Source organism: Streptomyces sp. NPDC047108 (assembly GCF_040643575.1).
Lineage (GTDB): Bacteria > Actinomycetota > Actinomycetes > Streptomycetales > Streptomycetaceae > Streptomyces.
Map to the genome: position 1 here is coordinate 115,898 of NZ_JBEYUP010000010.1, position 26,264 is coordinate 142,161.

General features: G+C 72.7%; 20 protein-coding genes and 1 pseudogene. 8 read left to right on the forward strand and 13 right to left on the reverse strand.

Annotated features, from left to right (window positions below):
- Positions 1-199: 199 nt before the first annotated feature.
- On the forward strand, positions 200-1,948 hold the full coding sequence (locus ABZ822_RS20950; protein ID WP_360856018.1) for an NAD+ synthase: 1,749 nt from the start codon (positions 200-202) through the stop codon (positions 1,946-1,948).
- A gap of 252 nt (positions 1,949-2,200) precedes the next feature.
- Here the strand turns inward: ABZ822_RS20950 and ABZ822_RS20955 are convergent, their stop codons facing one another.
- The 5 genes from ABZ822_RS20955 to ABZ822_RS20975 all read right to left on the reverse strand — a co-directional run bounded on the left by ABZ822_RS20955 (position 2,201) and on the right by ABZ822_RS20975 (position 8,330).
- Entirely contained in the window at positions 2,201-3,424 is a 1,224-nt protein-coding gene (locus ABZ822_RS20955; protein ID WP_360856021.1) for an MFS transporter, read from the reverse strand.
- 221 nt (positions 3,425-3,645) lie between these two features.
- Entirely contained in the window at positions 3,646-4,677 is a 1,032-nt protein-coding gene (locus ABZ822_RS20960; RefSeq protein WP_360856024.1) for an endonuclease/exonuclease/phosphatase family protein, read from the reverse strand.
- 365 nt (positions 4,678-5,042) lie between these two features.
- Positions 5,043-6,008 (reverse strand): ankyrin repeat domain-containing protein, encoded by a 966-nt coding sequence (locus ABZ822_RS20965; protein WP_360856028.1) that lies wholly within the window; start codon positions 6,006-6,008, stop codon positions 5,043-5,045.
- A gap of 97 nt (positions 6,009-6,105) precedes the next feature.
- The gene (locus tag ABZ822_RS20970; protein ID WP_360856031.1) at positions 6,106-6,705 is read right to left on the reverse strand and encodes a TetR/AcrR family transcriptional regulator; all 600 of its coding nucleotides are present in this window, start codon (positions 6,703-6,705) and stop codon (positions 6,106-6,108) included.
- Positions 6,702-8,330, reverse strand: coding sequence for an MFS transporter (locus tag ABZ822_RS20975; protein ID WP_360856034.1), 1,629 nt, complete (start codon positions 8,328-8,330; stop codon positions 6,702-6,704). The genes ABZ822_RS20970 and ABZ822_RS20975 overlap by 4 nt, the downstream gene beginning before the upstream one ends.
- Before the next feature lie 158 nt (positions 8,331-8,488).
- On the opposite strand from ABZ822_RS20975, the gene panB reads away from it, so the two are divergent.
- The 3 genes from panB (at position 8,489) to ABZ822_RS20990 (ending at position 11,395) form a co-directional block, all read left to right on the forward strand.
- On the forward strand, positions 8,489-9,358 hold the full coding sequence (panB, locus tag ABZ822_RS20980) for a 3-methyl-2-oxobutanoate hydroxymethyltransferase (RefSeq protein WP_360856037.1): 870 nt from the start codon (positions 8,489-8,491) through the stop codon (positions 9,356-9,358).
- Positions 9,359-9,542: 184 nt separating this feature from the next.
- Positions 9,543-10,559: an ATP-binding cassette domain-containing protein gene (locus ABZ822_RS20985; protein ID WP_360856040.1), complete on the forward strand. Its 1,017-nt coding sequence runs from the start codon at positions 9,543-9,545 to the stop codon at positions 10,557-10,559.
- Positions 10,556-11,395: an ABC transporter permease gene (locus tag ABZ822_RS20990; RefSeq protein WP_360856043.1), complete on the forward strand. Its 840-nt coding sequence runs from the start codon at positions 10,556-10,558 to the stop codon at positions 11,393-11,395. Before ABZ822_RS20985 ends, ABZ822_RS20990 begins: the two co-directional genes overlap by 4 nt.
- 135 nt (positions 11,396-11,530) lie before the next feature.
- Here ABZ822_RS20990 and ABZ822_RS20995 read toward each other — a convergent pair whose 3' ends face one another.
- Positions 11,531-15,154 (reverse strand): BTAD domain-containing putative transcriptional regulator, encoded by a 3,624-nt coding sequence (locus tag ABZ822_RS20995; RefSeq protein WP_360856046.1) that lies wholly within the window; start codon positions 15,152-15,154, stop codon positions 11,531-11,533.
- Positions 15,155-15,441: 287 nt separating this feature from the next.
- Here ABZ822_RS20995 and ABZ822_RS21000 point away from each other — a divergent pair, with 287 nt between their 5' ends.
- A complete protein-coding gene (locus ABZ822_RS21000) occupies positions 15,442-16,236 on the forward strand; it encodes a site-2 protease family protein (RefSeq protein ID WP_360856049.1) in 795 nt (264 codons plus the stop codon).
- Positions 16,237-16,303: 67 nt separating this feature from the next.
- On the opposite strand, the gene ABZ822_RS21005 is transcribed toward ABZ822_RS21000, so the two are convergent.
- The 6 genes from ABZ822_RS21005 to ABZ822_RS21030 all read right to left on the reverse strand — a co-directional run bounded on the left by ABZ822_RS21005 (position 16,304) and on the right by ABZ822_RS21030 (position 21,782).
- Positions 16,304-16,501: a hypothetical protein gene (locus tag ABZ822_RS21005; RefSeq protein ID WP_360856052.1), complete on the reverse strand. Its 198-nt coding sequence runs from the start codon at positions 16,499-16,501 to the stop codon at positions 16,304-16,306.
- Between the two features lie 130 nt (positions 16,502-16,631).
- A complete protein-coding gene (npdG, locus tag ABZ822_RS21010; protein ID WP_360856055.1) occupies positions 16,632-17,348 on the reverse strand; it encodes an NADPH-dependent F420 reductase in 717 nt (238 codons plus the stop codon).
- 90 nt (positions 17,349-17,438) lie between these two features.
- Positions 17,439-18,368, reverse strand: a complete 930-nt coding sequence (locus ABZ822_RS21015; protein ID WP_360856058.1) for a carbohydrate ABC transporter permease — start codon at positions 18,366-18,368, stop codon at positions 17,439-17,441.
- Positions 18,365-19,276 carry a sugar ABC transporter permease gene (locus tag ABZ822_RS21020; RefSeq protein ID WP_360856061.1) on the reverse strand — a complete coding sequence of 304 codons (912 nt, stop codon included), beginning with the start codon at positions 19,274-19,276 and terminating at the stop codon, positions 18,365-18,367. Before ABZ822_RS21020 ends, ABZ822_RS21015 begins: the two co-directional genes overlap by 4 nt.
- Positions 19,273-20,679: a sugar ABC transporter substrate-binding protein gene (locus ABZ822_RS21025; RefSeq protein WP_360856064.1), complete on the reverse strand. Its 1,407-nt coding sequence runs from the start codon at positions 20,677-20,679 to the stop codon at positions 19,273-19,275. The genes ABZ822_RS21020 and ABZ822_RS21025 overlap by 4 nt, the downstream gene beginning before the upstream one ends.
- On the reverse strand, positions 20,676-21,782 hold the full coding sequence (locus ABZ822_RS21030; protein ID WP_360856067.1) for a sialidase family protein: 1,107 nt from the start codon (positions 21,780-21,782) through the stop codon (positions 20,676-20,678). Before ABZ822_RS21030 ends, ABZ822_RS21025 begins: the two co-directional genes overlap by 4 nt.
- A 453-nt stretch (positions 21,783-22,235) precedes the next feature.
- Here ABZ822_RS21030 and ABZ822_RS21035 point away from each other — a divergent pair, with 453 nt between their 5' ends.
- Positions 22,236-23,735 carry an aminotransferase class V-fold PLP-dependent enzyme gene (locus tag ABZ822_RS21035; protein ID WP_360856070.1) on the forward strand — a complete coding sequence of 500 codons (1,500 nt, stop codon included), beginning with the start codon at positions 22,236-22,238 and terminating at the stop codon, positions 23,733-23,735.
- 89 nt (positions 23,736-23,824) lie between these two features.
- Positions 23,825-24,271, forward strand: a pseudogene (locus ABZ822_RS21040) (hypothetical protein); the annotation flags it as partial.
- Between the two features lie 714 nt (positions 24,272-24,985).
- On the opposite strand, the gene ABZ822_RS21045 reads toward ABZ822_RS21040, so the two are convergent.
- Positions 24,986-25,216 (reverse strand): hypothetical protein, encoded by a 231-nt coding sequence (locus ABZ822_RS21045; protein ID WP_360856073.1) that lies wholly within the window; start codon positions 25,214-25,216, stop codon positions 24,986-24,988.
- Positions 25,217-25,293: 77 nt separating this feature from the next.
- Here ABZ822_RS21045 and map point away from each other — a divergent pair, with 77 nt between their 5' ends.
- A complete protein-coding gene (gene map / locus ABZ822_RS21050) occupies positions 25,294-26,151 on the forward strand; it encodes a type I methionyl aminopeptidase (RefSeq protein ID WP_360856076.1) in 858 nt (285 codons plus the stop codon).
- The last annotated feature ends 113 nt before the right edge of the window (positions 26,152-26,264 follow it).

The following is a 26,264-nucleotide window of genomic DNA, read 5'->3' on the forward strand; positions in this document are numbered from 1 at the left end:
CCGAAGATCGATCTCGGGGCGGAACGGTTCCGCGGCCGGTCACGCCGCGGAACGGCGGGCCCTGACGACCGCACGCACCCTCCCGTACGACCGGTCGCGTCCTCCGGTTCGGCGGCGCGGGCCGTCCCCACCGCCGGAGTGAACGGCCCCACACCCCACGACCGGGACATCGCGTCAGAAAGACGATTACACTGACGGCGTGCCTCAACTTCGCCTCGCACTGAATCAGATCGACTCGACCGTCGGCGACCTCGCCGGAAACGCCGAGGCCGTCCTCCACTGGACCCGGCACTCCGCCGAGCAGGGCGCCCATCTCGTGGCCTTCCCCGAGATGATGCTCACCGGCTACCCCGTCGAGGATCTCGCGCTGCGCTCCTCCTTCGTCGAGGCGTCGCGTGAGGCGCTGCGGGCCCTCGCCGCCCGGCTCGACGCCGAGGGTCTGGGCGAGCTGCCCGTCGTCGTCGGCTACCTGGACCGGTCCGAGAAGGCCCAGCCGCGCTACGGCCAGCCCGCCGGAGCCCCGCAGAACGCCGCGGCCGTGCTGCACCGCGGCGAGCTGGCGCTGACCTTCGCCAAGCACCACCTGCCCAACTACGGCGTCTTCGACGAGTACCGCTACTTCGTGCCGGGCGACACCCTGCCCGTCGTCCGCGTGCACGGCGTCGACGTCGCGCTCGCCATCTGCGAGGACCTGTGGCAGGACGGGGGCCGCGTGCCCGCCGCCCGGTCCGCCGGTGCCGGACTGCTGCTGTCCGTCAACGCCTCCCCGTACGAGCGGGAGAAGGACGACACGCGCCTGGAGCTGGTCCGCAAGCGCGCCCAGGAGGCGGGGTGCACGACCGCGTACCTGGCGATGATCGGCGGCCAGGACGAGCTGGTCTTCGACGGCGACTCGATCGTGGTCGCCCCGGACGGCGAAGTGATCGCCCGCGCACCGCAGTTCGCCGAGGGCTGTGTGCTGATCGACCTCGACCTGCCTGCGGCGGGTCCGGTCCCGGCGGGCACGGTCGACGACGGCCTGCTCGTCGACCACGTCACGCTCTCCGCCGACCCGGTGCCCGCGTACGAGCCCGAACTCGCGGGCGGATACGCGGAACGTCTCGACGACGAGGAGGAGATCTACTCGGCCCTGGTGGTCGGCCTCCGCGCGTACGTCGCGAAGAACGGTTTCCGCAGCGTCCTCATCGGCCTCTCCGGCGGCATCGACTCCGCCCTCGTGGCCGCCATCGCCTGCGACGCCGTCGGCGCGCAACACGTCCACGGCATCTCCATGCCGTCCAAGTACTCCTCCGACCACTCCAGGGACGACGCGGCCGACCTCGCCCGCCGTACGGGCCTCAACTACCGCACGGTGCCCATCGAGCCGATGTTCGACGCGTACATGGAGTCGCTCGGCCTCACCGGTCTCGCCGAGGAGAACCTGCAGTCGCGGCTGCGCGGCACCCTGCTGATGGCGGTGTCCAACCAGGAGGGCCACATCGTCATGGCGCCGGGCAACAAGTCCGAGCTGGCGGTGGGGTATTCGACGCTCTACGGCGACTCGGTCGGTGCGTACGGCCCGATCAAGGACCTCTACAAGACGCAGGTCTTCCGGCTCGCCCGGTGGCGCAACCGGGCGGCGGTCGACCGCGGCCAGACCCCGCCGATCCCCGAGAACTCCATCGTCAAGCCGCCGAGCGCCGAGCTGCGCCCAGGCCAGGTCGACACGGACTCGCTGCCCGACTACGAGATCCTCGACGCGATCCTCGACCTGTACGTGGACCACGACCGGGGGCGGGACGCCATCGTCGCGGCGGGCTTCGACCCGGACGAGGTGGGGCGTGTGCTGCTGCTGGTGGACCGGGCCGAGTACAAGCGGCGGCAGTACCCGCCGGGCACGAAGATCTCCGCCAAGGGCTTCGGCAAGGACCGCAGGCTGCCGATCACCAACCGCTGGCGCGAGGACTGACGGGCCGGGGACTCACAGGCGGGGGACTTTACAGGCGGGGAACCGACAGGCGGGGGGCTGACGAACCGCGGCCCGACCGGCCCCGCGGACCCGTCGGGCCCGGCGTGACGTCGCCGGTCCGGAGTGGGACCGTGCCCCGCGCAGTGGACGGGGCACGGCCGTATCCGGGGCGGCCGGGGACGCCGCGTTCCGAGGCCGCACTTCCGAGGATGGCACCCGGGTCAAGGGACCCACGTCACCCGACGGATTTCTTCACCCGACCCGCTCGACCCGCACCGGGTCGCAGCTGCGCGCCACGACCCGCGAACCGCCGGCGCTCGCAGCCGTACGGGCCGCGGACCGCTCCAGCAGCCCGGCGGTCACCGCGATCGCGAGCCCGGCCGCCGCCAGGGCGGCACCGACCAGCGTGGGCGAGGTCCAGCCCCACCCGGCGGCGATGGCCGCGCCGCCCAGCCAGGCGCCCCCGGCGTTGGCCAGATTGAACGCCGAGTGGTTGGAGGCGGAGGCCAGCGTCGGCGCGTGCTGGGCCTTGTTCATGACGAGCATCTGCAGCGGCGTCGTGGTGATGAACCCCACGGCGCCGAGGACGACGACCGTCACGAGCGCGGCCCACTTGATGTGGACGGTGGCGTCGAAGACGAGAAGGACCACGGCCAGCGCGCCCAGTGACCCGTAGAGCGTGGGCCGCAGCGCCCGGTCCGTCAGCGGCCCGGCGACCAGAGCGCCCAGCGTCATGCCGAGGCCGAAGAGCGCGAGAACCACCGTCACCGAGGACTCGGCGAAGCCGGTGACCTCGGTCATCATCGACGCGAGGTAGCTGTAGACGGCGAAGACGCCCGCGAATCCGAAGACCGCGGTGAGCAGTCCGAGCAGCACCTGCGGATGGCGCAGTGCGGACAGCTCCCGTACGAGCCCGGCCGTGGGGTCGAGCGGCATGTGCGGGACGAGCCGGGCGAGTGCCGCGACCGCCACCAGGCCGATCGCCGTGACCACGAGGAACGTGGCGCGCCAGCCGAGCTGCTGGCCGAGGAGGGTGCCGAAGGGGACGCCGACGATGTTGGCGACGGTGAGGCCGAGGAACATCGTGGCCACGGCGCGTGCCTGCCGCCCCTGATCGACCAGCCGCGCGGCGACGACGGCGCCGACGCCGAAGAACGCGCCGTGCGGCAGCCCGGCGAGCGCCCGCCCAGCGGCCAGCAGCGCGAAGTTCGGGGCGAGGGCCGAGGCCAGGTTGCCCACGGTGAACAGGGCCATGAGCAGGACGAGCATCCGCTTGCGCGGGATGCGGGAGCCGAGCGCGGTGAGGAGCGGGGCGCCGATGACGACGCCGATGGCGTAGGCGGAGACGAGGTAGCCGGCGGTGGGCACGGAGGTGCCGAGGTCGTCGGCGACGTTGGGCAGCAGGCCCATCATCACGAACTCGGTGGTGCCGATGCCGAAGGCCGAGACAGCCAGGGCCAGCAGGGCCAGGGGCATGGAGGGGGAACCGTCCTTTCCGGAGCAGCTTAAGTTTGCTTCCGGAACAAAGTGTCTCAGACGCGTGCGGCGGACATGTGAACCCCCTGTTGCGGGCAGGCCAAGGATCTCCGCGGACAGGCCGTCGGACGCGAGCCGGGCGGGATCGTCGGGAGGGCCGGCCTGATCGAGAGGGGCCGGCCTGGTGAGTGCCGCGAGGCGGATCCGGGCGGAGCCCCGGGTCAGATCTCGACGGTGGCCGCGATCGGCAGGTGGTCGCTCGCGGTCCTCGGCAGCGTCCATGACGACACCGGCTCCAGATCGCGGACCATGATCTGGTCGATCCGCGCCATCGGGAACGACGCGGGCCAGCTGAAGCCGAAGCCGTCGCCCGCCGCACCCTGCGTGGACCGCATCGTCGACGAGCCGGGCGAGGTGACGGGCGCCAGCGCCCGGTCGTTCATCGTCCCGTTGAGGTCGCCGAGCAGGACGACCTTGCCGATCGGCTCGTGCGCGATGGCCCTGCCCAGCGCGCGGGCGCTGCCGTCCCGCTGCTCCGCCGTGAAACCCGCGTTGAACTTCACACGGACCGACGGCAGATGGGCGACGTAGACCGCGACCTGACCCCGGGGCGTCTCGACGGTGCCGCGCAGCGCACGCGTCCAGCCGAGCTTGATGTCGACGGGCCGGACGTCCTTCAGCGGGTACTTGCTCCAGATCCCCACCGTGCCCTGCACGGAGTGGTACTTGTACGTGCCGCCCAGCGCCTTCTCGTACGCCTGCACGGCATCGCCCGTCAGCTCCTCCAGCGCGACGACGTCGGCACCGGAGTCGGCCACGTCGCGCCCCGTCCCCGCGGGGTCGGGGTTCTCGGCGTTGACATTGTGCGTGGCCACGGTGAGGTCGCCGGAGGTGGAGGCCTTGGAGGGGACCAGACCGCCGAAGAGGTTCAGCCACATCACCGTCGGCAGCAGCAGCGCGATGAGCGCGGTCGCGGACCGGCGCACGAACGCGAGCAGAAGGAGCACCGGGATACCGATGCCGAGCCAGGGGAGGAAGGTCTCCAGCAGGCTGCCGAGGTTCCCGACATCGTTGGGGATCCGCGCGTGAAAGGCCATCACCCCGGCCAGGGCCAGGGCGAGGACGGCGAGAACGATGCCGCGCCGCCAGAGCCCGGGGGCCTGCCAGCCGCTCAGCAGGCGTCGGCCAAAGGATCCGGTCCGCTCGGCGACCGAGCTGCCGTGTCCCCTGTGCCTGGTTTGCGCCTGCGTCATGTGTGCCGTTCCTCGCTGCTTCGCACTGCCCCGTCCACGCACCATAAGCGATGTGCGGTGGGTGCTTTTTCGTGCCGCCCCGGCGGCCGGTCTCCTAGGAGGACGAACGCCCCGGGGCGAGGGGTTCCTGGCTCTTCCGGCGTGCGGCGGCCTGTGACAGAACCTGGACAAACGCCGGAAGTACCGAGAGAAAAAGGGCAGATGTCCGGCACCGCCGGCCACCCCGTCGATTCCGCGATCCGCGCCGAACGGCGCAGGTCGCGCCGGTGTCGCCGGGGTGCCCGGAGGGACGGGCATGCGCCCGCGCGGAACTGGGCGGCCGGCGGCCCGCCTTCAGCACCGCGGACCGCCCTGAGCCCTCGGCGTCAGTACGCACTGCCGTCGTGGTTCGGCAGTTCGACCCAGTGGTCCGGCGGCCCGACGACGGCGCGCGCGTCCGGCAACCTCAACTCCGCGTAGGCGCACGCGAACGCCACCGCGTCGTGGCGGTAGAGATACGAGGCCAGGACCTCCTCGGGAGAGGAGTCCGCGGCAGGACTGCCGCCGGGGATGAGGTCCCACCCCTCGATCTGCCCGTCGCAGACGACGCTGCCCTGACCGCCGCTCTTGGGGTTGGCGTACAGGCCGTAACAGACGGTGTCGGCGGACAGCGGGACCAGGACCTCCGGCATCGACGGCGCGTACCCCCACGGCTGGGTGACGACACAGCCGCCCGGCACGCTCGTCACGCCGACGAAGCGCAGGATCTCGTCCAGACCGTGTTCATCCGGGTAGTCCTCGAGGAGTACCTCCAGGTCATCGTCGTCCGCCGGTGTCGCCTCCAGGCGGCGTATCGCCTCCTCGGCGTCGATCCCGGCCACGCACGCCAGACCTGTGCCCTCGGTCACGATGCCGTCCAGGACGGCGACGAGACGCCTGCCCTCCTCGGCCGCCGTGCGCTCCGTCTCGCTCAGCCCGCGCTCGCCCTCGGGCATCACGAACAGATCCGGTACCGGTCCGGCCAGGCTGAGCCGGCCCGGTGACCAGCCGGCGATCAGGGGCCGCCAGGGATCGGCTCCCGCGGCGGCCAGCGCCTTCGCGTTCTCCGGCCGGTTCTCCAGTACGGCTTCCCACAGCGCGGTCGTGCCGGCCTCGAGCGCGTCCACGTCCGCGACGCGCCGGGCCATCTCCGTGACGACCTCCGGTGAGCCGCGGCCCGCCGCCCGGTGCAGGGGCCGCCCGTTGCGCCACGCGTCGGGGTCGGCCCCCTCGTCCAGGCGCCGCCGGACGGCGTCGAGGTCCTGCCAGCCCCTGTATGCGAACCCTGCCCAGCCGTCTTCCCGGTCCCTCATGCGCGTCCCTCCCATGCCGCTGACGGACGACGCCTCCCGCCGCCTCGTCCGCACACCCTCGCAGCCACCTCTGACAACGGCCCCGCGAGGACGGTGCTCAGGCCCCGGAACGCGGCCGTACGCCCTCCAGCACCGTGTCGACGATGCGCTCGGCCAGACCCTCGGGCAGTTCCTGCCACTCGTGCAGGACGGCGCGGGCGAGCATCGGTCCGGTGAACAGGTCGGTGAGCAGCTCCAGTTCGGCGTCGGCCCGGATCTCACCCGCCGCCCTGCCGCGCCGCAGCACCTCGTACACGGCGTCCCGCCGCGCCTGTATGACCGTGTCCTGGTACTCCTTCCAGAGCCGCGGGTGGGACTTGACCTCGGTGAGGACCGCGCGGAAGACGGCCGACGACCGCTTGGCCAGACCGCGCCGGCGCAGGAACTCCAGCAGGAGCACGAGGTCGTCGCGGGCGGAGGTCCCGGTGAGTTCGGGGGCCTCCTCCTCCAGGGAGCGCATGACGTCCAGGAGCAGGGGCTCCTTGCCGGACCAGCGGCGGTAGACGGTCGCCTTGCCGACCCCGGCCTCGCGGGCGATCCCCTCGATCGACAGCCGGCCCAGCGGGGTCCCCTCCTCCAGGAGGCGGAGGACGGCTTCGACGACGGCGGTGTCCACGGCCGCGTTGCGGGGGCGGCCGCGGCGTTCTGCGGTGGTCACGACTCCTCGCTCTCCCGCTCCCCGGCCTGCGGGGCCGCCGCCCTGGCGGCCTCGGGCACCGGGTCCTCCTGCTGCGGCGCGGGAGGGCGCCCCGGCATGAACAGCGCGACGATCACGGCACCGGCGACCGCGGTACCGGCGCCGAACATCACCGTGATGTGCATGGCGTGGATGAACGCGTCGTTGGCGGGCTGCACCAGGGCCGCGCCGGCGGGACCCAGGCGGTCGGCGGCCGCGATCGTCGCCTCGACGGACTCGCCCGCGGCGTGCCGTGCGCCCGGTGGCAGGGCGGAGAGGTCGCCCTGGATGCCGTCGCGGTAGCTGGTGGACAGCAGCGAGCCGAGGACGGCGACGCCGAGGGCTCCGCCGACCTGGCGGAAGGTGTTGTTGAGCGCGGAGCCGGAGCCCGCCTTCTCCCGGGGCAGCGCCTGCATGATCGTGGTGGTGACGGGCGGCATGGTGTGGGCCATGCCCGCGCCCTGGAGGAAGAACAGCACCTCCAGCACCCAGATCGGGGTGTCCTGGTCGAGCAGGAGGAAGCCGGCCAGCGTCAGCGCGACCACGACCATCCCGCCCGCACAGACCGTGCGGGCGCCGAACCGCTCGACGGCGCGTGGAGCACGGGGGGCGAAGAACATCTGGGCGAGCGCGAGCGGCAGTATCAGCAGCCCCGTCTCGAGCGGGGTGTAGCCGCGGACGCTCTGGGTGTAGAAGACGGTGAAGAAGGTCACGCCCATGAGCGCGAAGAACACCAGCGAGATCGCGGCGATGGCGGCCGAGAAAGCCGGTTTGCGGAAGTAGCCCATGTCCATGGCCGGGTGCGCGGTGCGCCGCTCGTGCAGGACGAACCACAGCAGGACCAGGAGACCGCCGCCGATCGCGCCGAGCACCTCCGGATCGGCGAAGTCCGCGAGCTGCCCGCCCTTGATGATCCCGTAGACGAGCAGGACGAGCCCGACGATCGACAGCAGGACGCCGAGGGGGTCCGTACGGCCCGGGGCGGGGTCCTTGGAGTCGGGGACGAACAGCGCCATGCCGAGCAGACCGATGAGCACGACCGGCACATTGACCAGGAAGACCGAGCCCCACCAGAAGTGCTCCAGGAGCAGTCCGCCCGTGATGGGCCCTATGGCGATGGCGATCCCGACCCCGCCGACCCAGATCCCTATGGCCTTGGGCTGCTCCTCGCGCTCGAAGACGTTCATGAGGATCGCCAGGGTGGCGGGCATGACGAAGGCGCCGCCGAAGCCCATCAGGGCGCGGAAGGCAATCAGCTGTCCGGGTGAATCCGACATCGCGGCCAGGACCGAGCCGACACCGAACAGGACCATGCCCAGGAGCAGTATCCGTCGCCGGCCCAACCGGTCCCCCATCAGGCCCGCGGTGAACAGCAGGCCCGCGAAGACGAGCGTGTAGGCGTTGATGGCCCACTCCAGCTCGCTCTGCGTGGCGCCGAGGCCCACGGGCGCGGGCGTGGCGATCGTCTTCATCGCCACGTTCAGGATCGAGTTGTCCAGCACGACGATCAGCAGGCTGAACATCAGCACCGCGAGGATCAGCCACCGGCGCCGGTGGACCGCCTCCGGGACGGTGCGGGCGGAGGGGGTAGCGGGTGGGGACGACATGCGGGCCACCCTACCCCTTTTACGATACGAACCCGTTCCGTATCTGATGAGACACGTCACGCGACCGCTCCCCTTTGCGGCTCCGGCGACAGGTGCCACCATGGAGCTGGTCCGGGGACGCCGTCAGGGCGCCTCGAGATGACGAAGGAGCCGCTGCAATGACGCATGTCTCGCCTGCCCCGAAGTCCTCCGCCGACAGCAGCAAGGCGCTGTACGGCGGCACGGGAAGCCGACGTCTCACCGTCCGCGACATCGCCGCCGCCAAGCAGCGCGGCGAGAAGTGGCCCATGCTCACCGCCTACGACGCCATGACCGCCTCCGTCTTCGACGACGCCGGCATCCCCGTCATGCTGGTCGGCGACTCTATGGGCAACTGTCACCTCGGCTACGAGTCCACCGTCCCCGTGACGATGGACGAGATGACCCTGCTGTCCGCCGCCGTCGTCCGCGGCACCCGGCGCGCCCTGATCGTCGGCGACCTGCCCTTCGGCTCGTACCAGGAGGGCCCGGTGCAGGCGCTGCGCAGCGCGACGCGGCTCATCAAGGACGCGGGCGTCGGAGCCGTGAAGCTGGAGGGCGGCGAGCGCTCCGCGCACCAGATCGAGCTGCTGGTGGAAGCCGGCATCCCGGTCATGGCGCACATCGGCCTCACCCCGCAGTCCGTGAACGCCTACGGCGGCTACCCGGTGCAGGGACGCGGCGAGGAAGCGGCCCAGCAGCTGCGCCGCGACGCCAAGGCGGTGCAGGACGCGGGCGCGTTCGCGGTGGTCCTCGAACTCGTACCGGCCGAGCTGTCCGCCGAGGTCACGCGCTCGCTGCACATTCCGACCGTCGGCATCGGCGCGGGTCCCGACTGCGACGCGCAGGTGCTGGTGTGGACCGACATGGCGGGCATGACGAACGGCCGCGTGCCGCGGTTCGTGAAGCAGTACGCGCAGCTCCGTGAGGTCCTGGGCGGCGCGGCGAAGGCGTTCGCCGAGGACGTCGTCGGCGGCGCGTACCCGACCGAGGAGCACAGCTTCCACTAGGACGCGGCCCCGGGCCGGCCCCCGCAGAGCCACTTCCCCGGTCGGCAGCCCGCCGGAATTCCCCCGTCGGCGGGCTGCCGGCCCCTTTTGTGCCCGGAGACACCCCTTGCGCCGCGAGTCCCCGCCCCGCGCCCTGTCGGTCCGATGTCGGTGCGATGTCGGCGGTGCCTGGCAAGCTGCCCCCATGACGCACTACGGCATGAGCCCCGGAGGCGGGAACGCCGTCGAAGTACGGGGACTGGTCAAGCACTTCGGCGAGACCAAGGCCGTCGACGGTGTGAGCCTGCAGGTCAAGGAGGGCACGGTCCACGGGGTTCTCGGCCCCAACGGCGCCGGCAAGACGACGCTCGTGCGGTGCCTGTCCACCCTCCTCGTGCCGGACGCGGGCACCGCGATCGTCGCCGGGTGCGACGTGGTGCGCCAGCCCCGGCAGCTCCGCCGCGCCATCGGTCTGACCGGGCAGTACGCCTCGGTCGACGAGAAGCTCTCGGGCTGGGAGAACCTCTACATGATCGGGCGGCTGCTCGATCTGCCGCGGCGTGACGCCCGCCGCCGTGCGTACGCGATGCTGGAGCGGTTCTCGCTGACCGACGCCGCCCGGAGGCCCGCCTCCACCTACTCCGGCGGGATGCGCCGCCGTCTGGACCTGGCCGCGTCCATGATCGGGCGGCCCGCGGTGCTGTATCTGGACGAGCCGACGACCGGCCTCGACCCGCGCACCCGGAAAGCGGTGTGGGACGAGGTCGAGCGCATGGTCACCGAGGGCCTGACCGTCCTGCTGACCACCCAGTACATGGAGGAGGCCGAGCGCCTCGCGAACGACCTGACGGTCATCGACCGCGGGCGGGTCATCGCCGAGGGCGGGGTCGAGGAGCTGAAGGCGAAGGTCGGCGGGCGGACGCTGCAGATACGCCCGGCCGATCCGGGTGCCGTCTACGCCATGGCCGGCGCCATCGCCCACGCGGGCCTGGACGGCATATCGGGGGCCACCGCCGACGTGGAGGCGGGCCTGGTGAAGGTGCCGATCATCAGCGACGAGCAACTGACCGCGGTGATCTCGCTGCTCGGCGCCTACGGCTTCGCGATCGCCGGGATCGACACCCATCTGCCCAGCCTGGACGAGGTGTTCCTGGCGGTGACGGGGCAGAAGGCGTCGGCCCCCTGGAGCTCGGAGGACGCGGATCAGGAGGTGGCGGCATGAGCACGTCCCCGGTCGCCGTACCGCTGCGCGAGCGGGTCGGGAAGGGCGAGGGGCGCATCGGCCTGCGCTCGAACCTGCGCCACATCGGCGCACTCGTACGCCGCAACGTCATGCAGATCAAGGCGGACCCGGAGTCGATGTTCGACGCGATCCTGATGCCGATCGTCTTCACGCTGCTCTTCGTGTACGTCTTCGGCGGCGCGCTGGGCGGCAGCCTCGGCGGCAGCCGGGACGTCTACGTCAACTACGTCATCCCGGGCATGATGGCGATGGGCGGCCTGAACATCGCGATGTCGGTGGGCAGCGGCGTCAACGCCGACTTCACCCAGGGCGTGATGGACCGCTTCCGCACCATGCCGATCGCCCGCTCGTCCGTCCTGGTCGCCAAGGTGGTCGTGGAGACCGGCCGGATGCTGGTGTCCACCCTGATCCTGCTGACCGTGGCCTTCTGCATCGGCTTCGACCTGCGGACGGGTCCCCTCGAACTGGTCGCCGCCATCGCCCTGGCCCTTGCCTTCGGCACCTCGCTCACCTGGGTGTTCATGCTGCTCGGCCTGTCGCTGAAGAGCCCGCAGGCCGTCCAGGGCATGGGGTTCCTCACCATCATGCCCCTGCAGTTCGGATCGTCGATCTTCGCCCCGCCCGGGACGATGCCGGGCTGGCTGGAGTCCTTCACCGACTACAACCCGCTCTCCCAACTCGCGGACGCGGCACGGGCACTGCTCAACGGCCAGGGCGACGTCGCCCGCCCGGTGACGGTCACGCTGGCCTGGGCGGTGGGCATCACCGTCGTGATGGCGCCCCTGGCGGTAAGGAAGTTCCGCAAGAAGACATGACGGTGCGCGGCTCCGCCCCTCGTGGCGCGGCGCGGAACGGGCCCACCTCGCACAGGGGTCGAGGCGGTACCGTCCCCGTCGCCGGCCCCTCCGTCCCGCGGACGCACGACGCGGCGGAGCACGCGGACGACCCCGTCAGACCAGGGCGGTGGCCTCGCCCAGCGTGAGGCCGCCGCCCTCGGCGTACGCCTCCTCGTAGGCCGCGTCACCCAGGACCGCCCGGGCGTCGTCCTCCGCGGCCGTACGGTCCTCCCGCTCCACCGAAGGTGCGTGGTGCCCCGGGGGCAGCAGTGCGTCGTAGGCGCCGCAGAGCCGCGCCGCGATCCGGGCGTCGTCCACGCCGCCGAGGGCGGCCCGTGCGCGTGCCCCCGTCATGAGCTGGACGACCGGCAGCACCGGGGCCACCAGGTCCGTGAACGGGTCCCGGGTCTTCTCCATCGCCTGCCGGACCGTGACCAGGGCCCGGTCCGGGAGCCCGTCGAGGACGTCCAGCCAGGCCAGCATCCCCAGCACCACGGCCTCGAACAGGCCGGGCAGACCGTTCTCGAAGTCCTTCTCGCGCATCAGCCCGATGTGCTCACGCGCCTCCGCGGTACGGCCGGTGCGGCCGAGCACCATCGCCAGGTGCAGCCGGACGAAGGCCATGGCGTCCGCGCCCGCCCGGCGGCCGTCCTCCAGCACCTCACGGAGGATGGCCTCGCCCGTCCCGGTGTCCCCGGACTCGATGAGGACGCCCGCCAACCGGGCACGCAGCAGCGGCACTTGGACCTGGGCGCCCAGTCGCCTGGCACAGGCGGCGGCCTCCCGGTAGTCCTCCGCCGCCGCCTCGTACGCTCCGCGCCGCTCGCGCGCCTCGCCGCGCGAGGACAGCGCCTCGGCGACACCCCACAGGTCGCCGAGGCGCCGGAACGTCTCCAGGCTCTCGTCGGCGTCCCGGCACGCCCGGTCGGCCTGTCCCGGCCGTTCGGCGAGCATCCGGGAGCGGAACTGCAGGACGAACGCCAGCTCCCACGGGTGGCCCAGTTCGCGGCAGGCGTCCACGGTCGCGTCGACGGTCCGGTACAGCCGCTCGAAGTCCCCGGTCAGCAGCACCGCGTAGTTCCACATGACCCCGGGGACCCGGCACGTCTGCGGCTGCCCGGGGCGGTAGGCGGCGGCCATGCGCTGGATACGCTCCACGTGGCCGGTGCTCCGCAGGTGTTCCGCCGCGTGGTCGTCACCCGCGAGACCGAGCAGCCGCACCCCGCGCCGGGCCTCCTGGAGCAGGTCGGGCGCCATGGGCGGCGGCGCGTCGACCGGCCGCACGTCCAGGTCGGGCGCGGGGACGAGCGGGTCGTCGAACGGGTCGGGACCGAGCGCGGCGGCCGCGGCCCACCAGGTCCGGGCGTCCGTGCGGTGGTTGCGCAACTGCCAGAACCAGCCCAGGGAGAGCACCAGGCACAGCGCCTCCTGCTCGTCCCCGAAGGCGACCGCCCTCCGCAGCGCGGCCCGGAGGTTGTCGTGCTCGCGCTCCAGCCGGTCGATCCAGGTGCGCTGGGCGGGTCCGCGCAGCAACGGGTCGGCGGTACGGGCGAGTTCGCGGAAGTGGACGAGGTGGCGGCGCTCGGCGGCGACGCGTTCGGCCGCCTCGTCGAGCCGTCCCGCGGCGTACTCGCCGACGGTCTCGAGCAGCCGGTAGCGCATCGAGCCGCCGGAGTCCGGTTCGGCGACGACCAACGATTTGTCGACAAGGGATCCGAGGAGAGGCGCGACGTCGCGCGGGTCGATCCACGGGCCCCGGTCGGCGGGCGGCCGGTGGGGGGCGGTGTGCGGCACTTGGGGCGCCGTGGGCGGCCGGTGGGGGGCGGTGTGGGGCACTTGGGGCGCGGTGGGCGGCACTTGGGGTACGGCGCCGGTGTCCGGTGCTGCGCCGGGCGGCTCGTCCCCGCACACCGCCTCGGCCGCGGACAGTTCGCAGCCGCCCGCGACGACCGAGAGGCGGCGCAGCACCGCGCGTTCGTCCGGGCTGAGCAGGTCCCACGACCAGTCGACGACCGCCTTGAGGGTCTGTTGCCGCGGCAGGACCGTCCGGCTGCCTCCGGTCAGCAGCCTGAAGCGGTCGTCGAGCCGGTCCGCGAGCTGGCGCGGAGTGAGCAGCCGCAGCCGGGCCGCGGCCAGTTCGATGGCCAGCGGCAGCCCGTCCAGCCGCCGGCAGATCTCGGTGCAGGCGGCTGGGTCGTCGTCCGTACGGAATCCGGCCCGCGCCGCCGCGCCGCGCTCGGCGAGCAACCGCACCGCGACGGGGTCGGGCAACGGCCCCACGGGACGGACCAGTTCGCCGGGCACGCCCAGCGGCTCCCGGCTGGTCGCGAGCACCGTGACGCCCGGGCAGTGGCCGAGCACGAACGCGGTCAGGTCCGCGGCCGCGCCGATGACGTGCTCGCAGTTGTCCAGGACCAGCAGCATCCGGCGCCGGCCGCAGTACTCGGCGAGCCGGGTGAACGGGTCGGCGGCGGCCGGGTCCATGGCCCCGCGCAGCCCTTCCGCCGCGCTGCCGCGGATGACGGTCTCGCGCCCGCCCAGGACGGTGACGACCACCTCGGCCACCGTCTCCGGGTCGTCGACGGGAGCCAGCTCGGCCAGCCACACACCGTCGGGCCAGCGGCCGTCGACCGCGTCGGCGGCCTCCTGCGCCAGGCGCGTCTTCCCCGCGCCGCCCGGTCCGGTCAGGGTGACGAGCCGGGCGGCGGCCAGGTCGTCCCCGAGGGCGGCGAGGTCGCTCTCGCGGCCGACGAAGCTGGTGAGCCGGGTGCGTATGTTGCCCTGCCGCGCCCGCACATCGCCGTAGCCGTTGCCGGCGCCGTGGACGCCGCGGTTGCGGTAACCGCCGTCGTAGCCGGAACCGCCGTCGTAGCCGGAACCGCCGTCGTAGCCGTAGCCGTAGCCGCTCGGGCTTCCGTGGTCCGTGCCGCCGTCGTCGCCCGGGCCGGGCGACGCGGGCCGCGCCGCGGGGCCGTCGGGGGCCCGTCCGTCCGCGCCGCCGCGACCGGGCGCACCGGTCCCGCGGGCCAGCAACTCCCCGTGCAGCGCCCGCAGTTGAGGGCCCGGATCAGCGCCGAGGCGGTCGGCGACGGTGCGCCGGAACTCCTCGTACGCCGCGAGCGCCTCGGCCGTACGTCCCGCGTCCCGCAGCGCGCGCAGGCGCAGGCCCTGCAGCGGCTCGTCGAGCGGGTGCTCGTCGCAGAGGGCCGCCAGCTCGGGCAGCGCGCGGTCGGCGCGGCCGAGGCCGAGGTCCGCGGCGACTCGGCAGCGGCGGGCCTCCAGTCTGCGGGCGTCGGCGCCCGCCGCGGCGCCCCCGCTGTCGGGGAGGTCGGCGAGCGCCGGGCCGCGCCACAGCGCGAGCGCGTCGTCGAGCAGGACGGCCGCCGTGGCCGGGTCGCCGTCGGCGAGCGCCCGCGCGCCGTCCCCGGCCAGCCGCTCGAAGCGGCACAGGTCGACGTCGTCACGCTCCGCGTGCAGCCGGTAGCCGCCCTCCACCGAGCCCACGGCGGCGTGGCCGAGCGCCCGCCGCAACCGTCCGACCAGGGCGTGCAGGGCACCGGTGGCGTCGGCGGGCCGGGCGTCGGCCCAGACCTCGGCGATCAGCGCCTCCGCGGTACGGACCCGGCCGGGCGCCAGGGCCAGCGCGGTGAGCAGGGCACGCAGGCGTACACCGCCGAGCGCGACGGGGTTCCCGTCGTCGTCGTGGGCCTGTGTCGTGCCGAGGATGCCGTAGCGCACCGGATCATTCTCCTGTACGGGTCGGACGCCGTCCCATACCGGTGGGTCGTGCGGGGCCGGTGGGACAGATGAGGCGATGCCGCCCGCCCGGGCCGAGCGGCATGACGAACCGGCCGCACGGGCGGGGACGGGGGCGGAACTCACACCGGCGAGCCGCACGTTTCCCGGCTGCCGCCTGTACGGTCGGGACGCCCCGGCCTCGTCCCTCGTCCCTCGCCCCGGACGCACGCATCCTGCACTCACCGTCCCGCACACGACCCGTCCCGCACGCACAGGAGCTCTCATCCATGTCCACGACCATCGCCCGCAGCGACCGCCGGGTCAGCCCCGTCTTCCTCGGCCTCGTCGCGATCATGCTGGTGTCCGCCTGGGCGGTGTGGACCGGTTCCGCCGCGAGCACCGGCTTCGCCGTGTTCCTGTTCGTGGTCTCCGGCTGGATCGTCTCCCTGTGCCTGCACGAGTACGCGCACGCGCGGACCGCGCTGCACGGCGGTGACATCTCGATCGGGGCGAAGGGCTATCTGACCCTCAATCCGCTGAAGTACACGCACGCCCTGCTCTCCATCGTGCTGCCGGTGATCTTCGTGATCCTGGGCGGGATCGGACTGCCGGGCGGGGCCGTGTTCATCGAGCGCGGACGGATCCAGGGCCGCTGGAAGCACAGCCTCATCTCGGCCGCGGGACCGCTCACCAACGCGCTGTTCGCGGTGGCGCTGACGGCACCGTTCTGGCTCGGGACGATGGACGGGGTGCCGGACCCGTTCCGCTACGCTCTCGCGTTCCTCGCCCTGCTCCAGGTCACGGCGGCGATCCTGAACTTCCTGCCCGTACCGGGCCTGGACGGCTACGGCGTGATCGAGCCCTGGCTGTCGTACAAGATCCGCCGCCAGCTCGAGCCGTTCGCGCCCTTCGGGCTGCTCGCGGTCTTCGGGCTGCTGTGGGCGCCCTCGGTCAACGAGGTGTTCTTCGGGGCCGTGGACTCGCTGCTGAACGGCCTCGGCGTGACGCACCTGGACACCTATTGGGGCCAGGAGTTCTTCCGCTTCTGGCAGGGCGAGCCGCAGATCCCCGCGGGCCTCTGACCGGCCCCGGCGGCGAGTGAGCCGCGTGCCGGACGCACGTGACCGGCACCGGGGGGACGCGGGCGGCTCAGCCGGTGACGGTGCGGTCCGCCGCGGCGGCGCGGTCGGCCCTGGCCTTGCGCACGTAGTACCAGGTCATGTTGGACGAGACGCCCGCCATCATGATCCAGAGGACGCCGAGCCAGCTGCCCTGCACGAAGGACACCACCGCCGCGGCGACGGCGAGCACGCAGACGGCGAGGGCGAAGAGGGCGAGGCGGGGCATGGGGCGGCTCCTGTCCGGGGATGAGGTCCCGGACATTGTCCCCCATGCCCCGCGGCCGCCGTCGTCGGCAGGGGCACACCGCCCCGGACGCCCGCCGGGCGGCGGGCGTCCGGGACAGCGGGCGGCGCCCTCACACGTCGGTGACGCGCAGTCCCGCGTGAGCCTTGTAGCGGCGGTTGACCGAGATCAGATTGGCCACCAGCGCCTCGACCTGGTGGGCGTTGCGCAGCCGGCCCGCGAACACCCCGCGCATCCCGGGGATCCGGGCGGCGAGCGCCTGGACGAGGTCGGTGTCCGCGCGGACCTCGCCCAGCACCATCACATCGGTGTCGATCTCCTCGATCGCCGGGTCCTGCAGCAGCACCGCGGACAGATGGTGGAAGGCGGCGGTCACCCGCGACTCCGGCAGCAGGGCGGCGGCCTGCTCGGCGGCGCTGCCCTCCTCCGGCTTGATCGGGTAGGCGCCCTTCTTGTCGAAGCCCAGCGGGTTGACGCAGTCGATCACGAGCTTGCCGGCGAGCGGTTCGCGCAGCGCTTCCAGGGTCTTGGCGTGACCGTCCCACGGCACGGCGATGATCACCACGTCGCTGCGCCGCGCGCACTCGGCGTTGTCGGCGCCCTCGATGCCCAGGCCGAGTTCGGCGGCGGCGGTCTCCGCCCGCTCGGCGGCGCGCGAGCCGATGATCACCTTCTGGCCCGCCCGCGCCAGCCGGTACGCCAGGCCGCGCCCCTGGTCTCCGGTGCCGCCCAGCACGCCGACCACCAGGCCGGAGACGTCGGGGAGGTCCCACGGGTCCTTGGCGGGGGGCTTCTGGGGTGCGGATCCGGCGGCGTTGTTGGTCGTCATACCGCCGATCCTGCCAGGCCCGCTCCGGCTGTCACATGTCGCGTGTCCCACCTCACGCGGAAGCGGCTGCGGGCCCGCGCCCGCGCCGCCTCACTTCACGCTGCCCTCGGTCAGCCCGGTGCGCCAGTAGCGCTGGAGCACGCCCATGAGCACCATCAGCGGTACGACGGAGAGGAACGCGCCGCCGACCGTGTACTGGTAGAGCACCGGCTGCCGGTCGGCGTACCCCTGCCAGCCGGTCAGGCCGAGCTGGATCGGATACAGACCGGAGTCCGAGAGCATCACCAGCGGCAGGAAGAAGTTGTTCCAGACGTGCACGAACTGGAAGAGGAAGACGGTCACCAGCGCCGGCGTCATCAGCCGCAGCCCCAGCGTGGCGAAGATCCGCGTCTCCCCCGCGCCGTCGATCCTGGCGGCCTCCAGCAGTGAGTCCGGTACGGCCGCGGCCGCGTAGATCCGGCAGAGGTAGACGCCGAAGGGGCTGACGACGCTCGGGATGAGCACCGATCCGTACGTGTTGGCCAGGCCCATCTCGCTGAAGAGCAGATAGAGCGGCAGGGCGAGGGCGGTGCCGGGAATGAGCACCCCGGCGAGGACGACGTTGAAGACGCCTTCGCGGCCAGGGAAGGGGAACTTGGCCAGCGCGTAGCCCGCTGCGGCCGAGAGCAGCGTCGCGGCGACCGCGCCGACGCCCGCGTAGAGGAGGCTGTTGGCGAACCAGCGGACGTAGATGCCGCCGTCGTAGGCGAGCAGATCCGCGAGGTAGCGGAAGGGGTGCGGATCGGCGAACCAGAAGCCGAAGCTGCCGAAGAGGTCCTCGGTGTTCTTGGTCGCCGAGACCACGAGCCAGTAGACGGGCACGAGGAAGTACACGGCGGCGACCGCGAGCAGCGAGGCGGTGATGATGCGGAAGCGCAGCGGCGGCCGCGAGGGTCCGCGGCCGCGGCCGGGCGCGAGGGGCGCGGACTCCGGTGCGGCGGAGGCCGGTTCGGGCGCGGTGTCCTCGGTGACGAGCGTCATGGGGCGTCCTTCCCCGCGCGCCCGGTCAACTTGAGGAAGCCGAAGGACAGCGCGCACGCGACGAGCGCCAGCAGTACGGCCTCGGCCGCCGCGATGTGGTGGTTGTTGCCCTTGAACGCCTCGTTGTAGGCGGCGAGGTTGGGGGTGTATCCGGAGTCGATGGCATTGGACAGGGGCTGCAGCACCAGGGGTTCCGCGAAGAGCTGGAGCGTGCCGATGATGCTGAAGACGGTCGTGAGGACGAGCGCGGGCCTGATCAGGGGCAGTTTGATGTGGCGGGCGACCTGCCAGGCGCTCGCCCCGTCGATCCGCGCCGCCTCGTACAGCTCACCCGGTACCGCCTTCAGCTGGGCCACGAGGACGAGCATGTTGTAGCCCGCGTACTGCCAGGTGACGATGTTGGCGATGGACCACAGGACGGCTCCGCGTGAGAGGAAGTCGACGTCCCAGCCGACCGTGCCCGCCATCTCCACGAACGGGCTGATGCCGGGGACGTAGAGGAAGCCCCAGAGGATGGAGGCGATGACGCCGGGCACTCCGTACGGCAGGAAGAACGCCGTACGGAAGAAGCCGACCCAGCGGGCGGACGCGGCGTCGAGGAGGAGCGCAAGCGCGGTGGCGAGGGCGAGCATCACCGGGATCTGGACGGCGCCGAAGAGCAGCACGCGGCCGAATCCGGCGGTGAAGGTGGAGTCCTGGAGGGCGTGAGCGTAGTTCCCCAGGCCCGCCCACACCTCGTGCGTACCGCCGAGACCGAGGGGGCCGTTCCGCTCGGTCCTCAGCAGGCTCTGGTGGAGCGCGTAGCCGATGGGGGCGATGAAGCAGAGCAGGAACAAAGCGAGAAAGGGCAGCAGAAAGCCGCTCGCGGCACGGGCGTTGCGCGCCTCGCTGCGCGTGAGCCGCCTCACCCGGTCTCCACCTTCAGCCCCTTGGCCTTCAGGTCCTGGACGGTCTGACGCTGCACGGTGGTGAGCACGGACCGGAAGGAGCCGCCGTCGCCCAGGGCTTCGGTGAAGGCGTCGCCGAGCCGCTGGTAGAGGGTGTCCATGGCCGGGCCCCACTGCCAGCTGGTGTCCACGGCCTTGCCCGCCGCCCGGAAGACCGTGCTGTACTCCTGGCCGCCGAAGAAGTCCCGCTGGCCTTCCAGGTCGGCGTTCGACCAGCCCGATACGGCGCTGGGCCAGCCGTAGCCGCCGTCGATGAGGAGCTTTATCGACGCGGGGTCGGTGTTGAGCCAGACCGCGAAGTCCACCGCGTCCTGGGGGTACTTGGTGCCGCGGAAGACCGATGTCGTCGAACCGCCCCAGTTGGCGGCCGCGTTGCCGCCCTTCCTCCACTGCGGCAGCGGGGCGACCCGCCACTTGCCGGCCGTCTTCGGTGCGTTGCCGACCAGCAGCGCGTCACCCCAACTGGCCCCGGCCCAGGCCGCGATGGCGCCCGTCTGAATGTCCTTGTACCAGGCGTTCTGCCGGTCCGGGATCGTCTTGACGAGCTTCCGCTTCACCAGCGACTCCCAGTAGTCGGCGACCTTGCGGGTGGGCGCGTCGTCGATGGAGACGACCCAGGTCTCGCCCTCGGTGCGGAACCAGCGCGCCCCGGCCTGCCAGGCGAAGCCCGCGAAGCGGTTGCCGTTGGTGGCGGAGAAGGTCTCGATCCACGCGCCCTTCCTGCGCAGGGCTTTGGCCGCGGCCTCGTACGCGTCCCAGGTCTCCGGCGTCCCGATGTCCCACCGGTCGAAGAGGTCCTGGCGGACGAACAGCCCCATGGGGCCCGACGCCTGCGGGACCGCGAAGACCGACTTCCCGAACACGCTCTGCTGCCACTGCCAGCCCTCGAACTTGCCCTTGACGTCGGCGGCGCCGAACTCGGTCAGGTCGAGCAGCCCGTTGTCGAGGAGGAAGCTGGGCACCACCGGGTACTCGATCTGGCCGAGGTCCGGCGGGTTGCCCGCCTTGATGGCGGCGTGCATCTTCGCGTACTGCGCGCCGCCCACCGCCGACACCTTCTCCAGCTTCACCTGGACCTCGGGGTGGCTCTTGTTCCACAGAGCGACGGGCTTGTCGATGCCGGGCACCCACGACCAGAAGGTGAGTGTGATCTTCTGGCCCTTCCTGCGGCCCCGCGGTTCGCCCCCGCCCTCGCCCGAGTCGCCGCAGCCGGCCAGGGCGAGGCCCGCGGCTGCGGCCGCGGCGCCACCGAGGACGGCACGGCGGGCGGGCGCACGGGACGGGCGGTGCACGGCGGGGCCGGGGTCCTGGCCGGGGCCGGGGCTGCTGGGGCTGCTGGGGCTGGTGCGGCCGGGATCGCTCATGACAGCTCCTCGACGGGAATCCGGCGGAAGGTGATGGTGGTGTACGCGTGGAAGTCCCCGGTCTCGTACAGCAGTCCGACGGTGGCGTCGTCGACGCGTACGAGGTCGGAGTAGGCGGCCGGGAGCCCGTCGACCGTGTGCACGGGCCGCCAGGTGACGCCGCCGTCACGGCTGGCCCGCACGGTCATCAGGGCCCGGAAGCCGGGGTCGGCGGGGCCGGAGAAGAGCAGGACGTCCGGGTCCGCGAGGTGGAGCACGCTGCCCTGGACGACGGGGCCGGTGAGCCCGGCCTGCGGGCGGAAGGGCCGTTCCAGGGTCGCGCCGCCGTCGGCGGAGTGGGCGTCGGCGCGGGTGCCGGGGGCGGTGGAGTCGTTCCGGCAGTTGAAGTAGAGCCGCCCGCCGGGGAGTTCGGCCGCGGTCGTCTCGTTGGCGTTGATGTAGCCGTTCGGCCTGCTGTCGGTGTAGCCGATCCGCCAGGTGGCGCCGTCGTCGTCGCTGAGGAGGCTGTGGCTGCCGTCGTACTTGCCCTCGGCACCGGTGTCGGATCCGGACGGCGGCGCGGAGTGGTTGGCGGGGATCACGACCCGCCCGGCGTACGGGCCTTGGCGCACCTGGAGCGCATGCCCGGGCGTGGTCGCGTACCAGCGCCAGCCGGGCTTCTTCACGGACGCTGTGATCTCCCGGGGAGAGCTCCAGCTGCGGCCGTGGTCGTCGCTGTGGAGCACCCACACGCGGCGGCCGTCGGGCGGGGCGACCTGCCCGAGCCGGATCAACTGCTCGGTGGCCTCGGCCGCGTTGCGCACATGGACGAGGAGGACGCGTCCGCCGTCGAGGACGACCGGCGCCGGGTTGCCCGCTGTGTCGTCCCCGTGCTCGGCGACGACCTGGAGCGGTCCCCAGGTGCGGCCGCCGTCGGTGGAACGGCGGAGCACGATGTCGATGTCGCCGTGGTCCTCCTGCGACCCGACGCGACCCTCGCAGAAGGCGAGTAACGCACCGTCAGCAGCTCGGACGACGGCGGGGATACGGAAGCTCGCGTAACCGTCCTCGCCCGCCCGGAAGGGTACGGAGACCTCGTACGAGGCGGCGACCCCCACTGCCATGCGACCCCTCCCGCTGCTCCGTTGCACACGAGATTGCACCCTGGCCCCGATGGACGTAGGACGTCCTTCGTCCTGCCGTGACCATAGGAAGGACCCCCCGTACCGTCAAGGCGCCGGACGCCGTGTCCTCCGGGGACTTCCCAGGGTTTCCGCAGGGAACCCAGCTCTGCCCGCGGCGGGGAAACGGCGCGTGAACGCCGCATGACGGTTCGTCTCCTGCGCCTGGATACAAGGCGGTTGTCGTACGAGGGGAACGGGGCGGGCGCAACTCCTGGGGTGCCGTTGCGCTGTTGGGGGTGGGAGACGCGGCCCCGTCATCGACGCTGCCCTGCCGGGCGAGGGACGCGGCGTCCGGTTCCCGCCAGCGCCTGCCCCCGGTCCCGCGCACGATGGGTCCCCGGACACGGACACCGCGCCTCGGTCGCGGTCACCACCGGACGGGCGGCGAGAGACATGACGGCAGTCGAGGACCACGGAACACACTGGCCGGACGCGAGCGACGTCCCGGGCCTGCTGCACCAGGCGTACGAACACGCGGTGCGCTGGCGGGCGTCCCTGCAGGACCGGCCGGTCTTCCCGGCGGCGACGCCGGACGGGATACGCGCCGCGCTGGGGCACGGCGACGGCATGCCCGCGACGGGCGAGGACGCGGCCTCGACCCTGGAGGCCCTCGCGCGCGCCGGTGAACTCGGAGCGACCGCGAGCGCCGGCCCGCGCTACTTCGGTTACGTCATCGGCTCCTCGCTGCCGGTGGCGACGGCCGCGGACTGGCTGGTCACCGCATGGGACCAGAACTCCACGCTCTACTCGTGCAGTCCAGCGGCGGGCGTCGTCGAGGACGTGTGCGCCGCGTGGGTCGTCGACCTGCTGGGGCTCCCCCGCGGGACGTCGGTCGGCTTCACCACCGGCACGCAGATGGCGGCGTTCACGGGTCTCGCCGCGGCCCGCCACCACCTGATGGCCGCGGCCGGCCGGGACGTACAGGCGGACGGACTCTGGGGCGCGCCGCGCATCCCGGTCATCGCGAGCGCCGAGCGCCACGCCTCGATCGACCGGGCCCTGCGCTATCTGGGCATGGGCAGCCGCGTGGACGGCGTGGCGTGCGACGCGAACGGCGCGATGGAACTGTCCGCGCTCGACGCGGCGTTGGCGCGGGCCGAGCGCCCGCCGATCGTCTGCGTCCAGGCGGGCAGCATCAACACCGGTGCGGTGGACCCGCTGCGCGCGGTGTGCGAACGCGTCCACGCGCGCGGGGGCTGGGTCCACGTCGACGGGGCGATCGGCCTGTGGGCCCTGGCCGCGGACGACGAACACCGCCGCCTCCTCGACGGTGCGCGGCTCGCCGACTCGCTGACGACCGACGCGCACAAGTGGCTGAACGTCCCCTTCGACTGCGGCATCGCGCTCGTGGCCCACCCGGAGGCCCACCGCGCCGCGCTCGCCGTCACGGCCGACTACCTGGAGATCTCCGGGCACCGCGAGCAGATCGACACCGTCCCGGAGTGGTCCCGCCGGGCCCGCTCGGTCCCGGTCTACGCGGCCCTGCGGAGTCTCGGCCGCACGGGCGTGGCCCGCCTGGTCGGCGGCTCCGTCGACCGTGCCCGGCAGATGGCGTCGCTGCTCGCGTCCGAGCCGGGCGTCGAGATCGTGAACGACGTCGTCCTCAACCAGGTCCTCGTCCGCTTCACCGGGCCCGTGCGGGACGACGCGGAGGACCGCGCGGAAGCCGGCGGCCCGACCGAACTGGACGGCGTCACGGAAGCCGACGGCCTCACGGAGGAGGTCGTGCGCCGCGTCCAGCAGGACGGGACGTGCTGGCTGTCCGGGTCCGTCTTCGCGGGCCGCGCGGTCATGCGGATCTCGGTCTGCTCCTGGCAGACCACCGCCGACGACATCGCCCGCAGCGCGGCGGCGATCGTCCGCTGCTACCGCGACGCCGTGCACGACCACTGACAACAGCGGACCTGCCCGGCGCCTCGTCCGGGTGAGGGTCCGCGGGAAACGGTCGCGATCCGGACTGCGCTCGGGCAGGATGCGCGGCCATGGACGCCGTACGAGTCGCACTGCTGCGCGAAGTGCTCGCGGGAACCGAGTGGTTGGAGGCCACACGCCGGTTCGCGGGCTCCTTGCGGACCTCGGTCGAGCCGCACGGCGGCGGACTACTGCTCGTGGGCGGCGAGACGTACGAGCCGTGGCACCTGGCTGCCCATCTGGACGACGAGGCCGCCTGGTCCGGCCTACCGCAGCTCTCCCCCACGCTCGTACGGCACCGGGTGCGGCCCGGCGAACCGGCGCATCTGGCGGTCGGGCTCGGCCGGATCCAGGCGGCCAGGCGCGGCGAGACCCTGCTCGTCGTGACACCGGACAGCCCGGGCGAGGGCTTGCTGGAGCGGGTCCACGACGCCCGCCGGGCCGGGGTGACCATCCTCGCGCTGGAGGGCGGCGACCGTGACCTGCAGGCGCTGGCGCACGACGCGCTGACGGTGCCGAGCGGCCTGGTCACACCGGACGCCGGTGCGAGTCCGGGCGTGGATTCCGGCGGGGGCTCGGGGACCGGCGCAGGACCGGGTACGGGCGCGGGTGCGGGCCTGGGCATGGGTGCGGGCCTGGGCGCCGCGCGCGCGGGCGCGGGCTTGGGAAGGCCGGGCGAGGAGGCGGCGGGCGCACGGAGCGGCGACGGTCAAGGCCGGGCCCCGGTCGGCGGCGCGGCCGCGCCGGACGCCCTCGGCGGCCCCGGCATCCTGCAGCCCGGGCAGGGCCCGGAGACCGGGTTCGACACCGTTCAGCACCTGGTGAGCGCGGCGGCCGGGGAGAACCGGCTGCCGGCCCCGCGCAGCCGCCGCGGCTTCCGGGACCGGCTCGCGCGCCTCGCCGACCAGCTCACGGCACCGCCGCCCACCCGCTGGTAGACCGCCGGACGGCCCTGCTGGACGGCCCTGCTGGACGGCCCGTCGCCCGGGGCGGGCGAGCCGCTGTCTCAGGCGGTCGGGGTCGGCGGCTCGGCCAGGTGCGGGCCGGTGGCGTGAGGTCACCACCGACGTACGGGCCCTGGTCCGGCCCGGCCCGCTCAACGTTGCCCGGCCGAACCCCCGCCCGGCCCGCTCAAGGGCCCGCCCTGCCCGTGCTCAGCGGTCCGCCCGTCGTACGGCCGCCCACCCCGCCTCCGCGGGCGGAAGGCCGGGCGGCCGTACGTCGGGCGGCGATCAGCTCTCGTCGCCCCCGCGCGCGGAGCTGTCGTGCCAGCGCGGGTCGTTCTCCCACTCGACGTTCCGCTCGGCGGCGGTCTCCATCGCGTGCTCGGCCTCGCTCCGGGTGGAGTACGGGCCCATCCGGTCCTTGGCCGGGCACTCGGGGCCTTCCTCGACCTTCCGGTGCTCCAGGCAGTAGAACCACTCGCCCGGCTTCCCGGCCGCCTTCTTCTTGAACAGCGCCATCCCTGAGCTCCTCTCGCGGCGGCCCGGGCCGCCTCTCCGGCCATGCTGCCCGAAAGGGCATCGATACACTCGCTGGCATGTCCAGCCAGTCACTTCTCGTGCCGGGGACCCTGTCCCCCACCCGTTCCGTACCCGCCTCCATCGCGCGCCCCGAGTACGTGGGCAAGCCTGCGCCTACCCCGTACACCGGTCCCGAGGTGCAGGATGCGGAAACGATCGAGCGCATGCGCGTCGCCGGGCGGATCGCCGCCCAGGCCATGGCCGAGGCGGCGAAGCTCATCGCGCCCGGCGTGACGACGGACGAGCTGGACCGGGTGGCGCACGACTACATGTGCGACCACGGCGCCTACCCCTCGACGCTGGGCTACCGCAGCTTCCCCAAGTCGCTGTGCTCGTCGGTCAACGAGGTCATCTGCCACGGCATCCCGGACTCGACGGTGCTGCGCGACGGCGACATCGTGAACCTCGACGTCACCGCCTACATCGGCGGTGTGCACGGCGACAACAACGCCACGTATCTGTGCGGGGACGTCGACGAGGAGTCGCGTCTGCTGGTGGAGCGGACGCGGGAGTCGCTGAACCGCGCGATCAAGGCGGTCAGGCCGGGCCGCCAGATCAACGTCATCGGGCGCGTCATCGAGTCCTACGCGAAGCGGTTCGGCTACGGCGTGGTCCGCGACTTCACCGGGCACGGGATCAACTCGTCCTTCCACTCCGGGCTGATCATCCCCCACTACGACAGCCCGAACGCGACCCAGGTCATCCAGCCGGGCATGACCTTCACCATCGAGCCGATGCTGACGCTGGGCACGTACGAGTACGACATGTGGGAGGACGGCTGGACGGTCGTCACCAAGGACCGCAAGCGAACGGCCCAGTTCGAGCACACCCTCGTGGTCACGGAGACGGGTGCGGAGATTCTGACCCTCCCGTAGCATGTGAGCCGTACGGTTTACCGACAGGGCGTCGGGAAGCATTGACTTAGGTAAGCCTAAGTAGTTGAGTGGACCTGAGCACACCGCGCAGGTCCCGCACGACTGTCAGTGCC

Bases quoted from the DNA above. Each gene is read 5' to 3' on its own strand.
- ABZ822_RS20955 (WP_360856021.1), bottom strand. From the start codon at position 3,424: ATGCCCCTGGCCCTGCTGGCCCTGGCTGTCTCGGCCTTCGGCATCGGC.
- ABZ822_RS20960 (WP_360856024.1), bottom strand. From the start codon at position 4,677: ATGACGCAGGCGCAAACCAGGCACAGGGGACACGGCAGCTCGGTCGCC.
- ABZ822_RS20965 (WP_360856028.1), bottom strand. From the start codon at position 6,008: ATGAGGGACCGGGAAGACGGCTGGGCAGGGTTCGCATACAGGGGCTGG.
- ABZ822_RS20975 (WP_360856034.1), bottom strand. From the start codon at position 8,330: ATGTCGTCCCCACCCGCTACCCCCTCCGCCCGCACCGTCCCGGAGGCG.
- panB (WP_360856037.1), top strand. From the start codon at position 8,489: ATGACGCATGTCTCGCCTGCCCCGAAGTCCTCCGCCGACAGCAGCAAG.
- ABZ822_RS20985 (WP_360856040.1), top strand. From the start codon at position 9,543: ATGACGCACTACGGCATGAGCCCCGGAGGCGGGAACGCCGTCGAAGTA.
- ABZ822_RS20990 (WP_360856043.1), top strand. From the start codon at position 10,556: ATGAGCACGTCCCCGGTCGCCGTACCGCTGCGCGAGCGGGTCGGGAAG.
- ABZ822_RS21000 (WP_360856049.1), top strand. From the start codon at position 15,442: ATGTCCACGACCATCGCCCGCAGCGACCGCCGGGTCAGCCCCGTCTTC.
- ABZ822_RS21005 (WP_360856052.1), bottom strand. From the start codon at position 16,501: ATGCCCCGCCTCGCCCTCTTCGCCCTCGCCGTCTGCGTGCTCGCCGTC.
- npdG (WP_360856055.1), bottom strand. From the start codon at position 17,348: ATGACGACCAACAACGCCGCCGGATCCGCACCCCAGAAGCCCCCCGCC.
- ABZ822_RS21015 (WP_360856058.1), bottom strand. From the start codon at position 18,368: ATGACGCTCGTCACCGAGGACACCGCGCCCGAACCGGCCTCCGCCGCA.
- ABZ822_RS21025 (WP_360856064.1), bottom strand. From the start codon at position 20,679: ATGAGCGATCCCGGCCGCACCAGCCCCAGCAGCCCCAGCAGCCCCGGC.
- ABZ822_RS21030 (WP_360856067.1), bottom strand. From the start codon at position 21,782: ATGGCAGTGGGGGTCGCCGCCTCGTACGAGGTCTCCGTACCCTTCCGG.
- ABZ822_RS21035 (WP_360856070.1), top strand. From the start codon at position 22,236: ATGACGGCAGTCGAGGACCACGGAACACACTGGCCGGACGCGAGCGAC.
- ABZ822_RS21045 (WP_360856073.1), bottom strand. From the start codon at position 25,216: ATGGCGCTGTTCAAGAAGAAGGCGGCCGGGAAGCCGGGCGAGTGGTTC.
- map (WP_360856076.1), top strand. From the start codon at position 25,294: ATGTCCAGCCAGTCACTTCTCGTGCCGGGGACCCTGTCCCCCACCCGT.